The sequence below is a fragment of the Companilactobacillus paralimentarius DSM 13238 = JCM 10415 genome (genome assembly GCF_001434985.1).
GTDB lineage: Bacteria > Bacillota > Bacilli > Lactobacillales > Lactobacillaceae > Companilactobacillus > Companilactobacillus paralimentarius.
Window position 1 is genome coordinate 1 of the sequence record NZ_AZES01000101.1, and the last position, 2,190, is coordinate 2,190.

3 protein-coding genes are annotated in these 2,190 nt (G+C 33.4%); 2 read left to right on the forward strand and 1 reads right to left on the reverse strand.

Annotation, left to right across the window (positions count from 1 at the left end):
- Nucleotides 1-115 precede the first annotated feature (115 nt).
- The gene (locus FD33_RS12690) at nucleotides 116-289 is read right to left on the reverse strand and encodes a hypothetical protein (protein ID WP_156314057.1); all 174 of its coding nucleotides are present in this window, start codon (nucleotides 287-289) and stop codon (nucleotides 116-118) included.
- Nucleotides 290-388: 99 nt separating this feature from the next.
- On the opposite strand from FD33_RS12690, the gene FD33_RS08550 reads away from it, so the two are divergent.
- Complete coding sequence (locus FD33_RS08550; RefSeq protein ID WP_025086405.1) at nucleotides 389-1,609, forward strand: M20/M25/M40 family metallo-hydrolase; 1,221 nt, start codon at nucleotides 389-391, stop codon at nucleotides 1,607-1,609.
- A gap of 265 nt (nucleotides 1,610-1,874) precedes the next feature.
- Nucleotides 1,875-2,159 (forward strand): DUF4260 family protein, encoded by a 285-nt coding sequence (locus tag FD33_RS08555; protein WP_056955907.1) that lies wholly within the window; start codon nucleotides 1,875-1,877, stop codon nucleotides 2,157-2,159.
- Nucleotides 2,160-2,190: the final 31 nt, after the last annotated feature.

The window sequence follows — 2,190 nt, forward strand, 5'->3', positions numbered from 1 at the left end:
CCAAGTCTTCTTTGGTGACTTGTCCGAAAAATTCGATTAATTGTTGCAATCTACCTCTTAAAAACAAATAAATCCCACTGAAGTAGCAATACAAAGCTACCACAGTGGGATCTTTTTATTTCTGTACTTTATCGACATCAGACGTAGCCGCAATCAAAAGTAATACTGCCCCTGCTACTGCTGCTGAAATCAAATTAGAATTGCTAAACCATTTAAAGATAAAACCCAATACTGCGATGACTAATAGCAAAATTCCCAACCAAAGGTCTAATTTCATTAATAATTTCATTTAATACATCCCTTTTATTATTATTTTCAAATAAAGAATACTAAAATAGTAAGTGAAACATTTATTAAGAACATTATACATTATCTTGGAGGATTAAAAATGGACAAAGCACAAAGACTCAGTGTTCTAGATGACTTAATCAAACTAGAGACAGTCAATGATCGTGAAGAAATCGTCGCTAACTATCTCAAAGATTTATTTGAAAAACATGGTATCAACGTTGAATTAAATAAATACGCCGATAATCGTTATAATCTAATTGCAACCATCAAAAATAATGATGGCCCTATCCTTGGCTTTACTGGTCATGAAGATGTCGTCGCAACAGTTGATGATAGTAAATGGAATTATGGACCATTCAATCCTAAACATATTGATGGTAAAATTTTTGGTCGTGGTTCCTCTGATATGAAGAGTGGTTTAGCTGGTCTTGCCATTGCTTTGATCGAACTAAACGATGATCCTAATTTTAACGGAAATATCAAGTTCATTGCAACCGTTGGTGAAGAAGTTGGGGAAATCGGTTCTGAAAAACTCGCTAAAGAAGGTTATGCTGATGATTTAAGTGCCCTTGTCGTTGGTGAACCAAGTAATTCTTCCTCTCGTCTTATTATGGAACAATTGATCGACAACGGATTAGTTGAAACTAATGGTGCCAAACCTGAAACTAGAATTGCAGCTTTTTGTGCTCATAAAGGATCAGTTACATATAAAGTTGTTTCACATGGTAAAGCTGCTCACAGTTCAATGCCTGAAGTGGGAATCAATGCCTTAGATAATTTAATTGCCTACTATAATAAACAAGCTGAATACTTCAATAATTTAGTAGTTACTGAAGATGACGTGCTTGGCACAACTAAACCATCAGTGACTGTCATGAATGCCGGTAAACAAGAAAACACTATTCCTGACTATGCAGAAATGACTGTTAAGATCAGAACTATTCCTGAATACGGTAATGACAAGATCATTGCTGAATTAAAAGATATGATCGATAAAATGAACCAAGAAAATCCACGTATGAACCTCGAATTCCAATTGAAGAGCAGTAATTGGCCTGTTAAGACTGATATCAATTCTGATTTCATTCAATTAGTGCGTGATAGCTATAAAGATGTGCTCGGTGTCAACATTTTGACTGTGGGTGCACCTGGTGGTACTGATGCTTCTAAGTTTGTTCAAGCTAACCACGATTTAGATGTCGTCGTTGCTGGTCCTGGTAATGAAAGTGCCCATCAGATCAATGAATTTGTCTTTGAAGACGACTATTTGCAATATATTGATATCTACAAGACTCTTGCTAAAAAGTATTTTGCTTAATCCATTTAAAATGTACTTTATATTACAAAAAACTACTAACCTATAAATTTTTGAGGGTTAGTAGTTTTTTTACCTAAATAGGATACTTTTTCATGACAGTCCTTAGTTATGATTTTCATGTTTTATTTTAATATCGAAAAGCAATAACTTATATTTTGTAAATTCTGAAGTATTCATATTTTTTCCTGCCTAATTCCTTTATTTGACTTGGTTGTTAGGTCCCATGTTATTTTATTTTTAAATAAATTCATAGGAGATGTTCTTGATGACGAAAATCTATCGTTATGAATACGCTTCACTATCCATTACTCTATTAATCGTTTATAGCCACATGGGAAATTGGGGGTTGATACCTATTCTATATTTAATTCCCGATATTACTGCATTGGGATTTTTCATTTCCACCAAGACAGGTGAGAAAGCTTATAACTTATCTCATACGTTACTCTTACCACTTATTCTGTTATCCATAAACTTAATAACTAAATCAAATAACTTATTTACCAGTAGCATGATTATTTGGTTACCGAAAATTACAAGAACAAGTTAGCCACTTGTCCAAAAAATAAATACGAAATATA

What these genes read in the sequence shown, in the direction of transcription:
- FD33_RS08555 (WP_056955907.1), top strand. Translation starts at nt 1,875, where the DNA reads ATGACGAAAATCTATCGTTATGAATACGCTTCACTATCCATTACTCTA.
- FD33_RS12690 (WP_156314057.1), bottom strand. Translation starts at nt 289, where the DNA reads ATGAAATTATTAATGAAATTAGACCTTTGGTTGGGAATTTTGCTATTA.
- FD33_RS08550 (WP_025086405.1), top strand. Translation starts at nt 389, where the DNA reads ATGGACAAAGCACAAAGACTCAGTGTTCTAGATGACTTAATCAAACTA.